The following is a 414-nucleotide window of genomic DNA, read 5'->3' on the forward strand; positions in this document are numbered from 1 at the left end:
GTTTCATTTACCTGAAGGTTTGCCACTGTTGGGTTATTAGCCAAACAGAAATCCTGAGTATCATCATTAGTTGTTGGTTTAGCTGGATCTGTTACCGTTACGGTTACCAATAATCTTTCTGAACTCGCACAACCAGTTACTGGATCTAGGATTGCTCCATAATAATTTCCGCTTGTTAAAGCTGTTGTTGGATTTAATGGTGTAACACTTACTTGTGAACTGTACCAAACAACACCTGTTTCATTTACCTGAAGATTAGCAACTGTTGGATTATTAACCAAACAGAAATCTTGGGTATCATCATTAGTTGTTGGTTTAACTGGATAAGTTACTGTAACTGTTACGAGTAATCTAACTGAACTTACACAACCAATTACTAGATCCTGGATTGCTCCGTAGTATGTACCGCTTGTT

The 414-nt window shown here is 37.4% G+C and carries 1 pseudogene; it reads right to left on the minus strand.

What is annotated here, in order from left to right:
• A pseudogene (locus IUY40_RS19285) lies at positions 1-414 on the minus strand (gliding motility-associated C-terminal domain-containing protein); the annotation flags it as partial.

Origin of the sequence: Flavobacterium sp. ALJ2, from assembly GCF_015594725.1 — a bacterium.
Taxonomy (GTDB): domain Bacteria; phylum Bacteroidota; class Bacteroidia; order Flavobacteriales; family Flavobacteriaceae; genus Flavobacterium.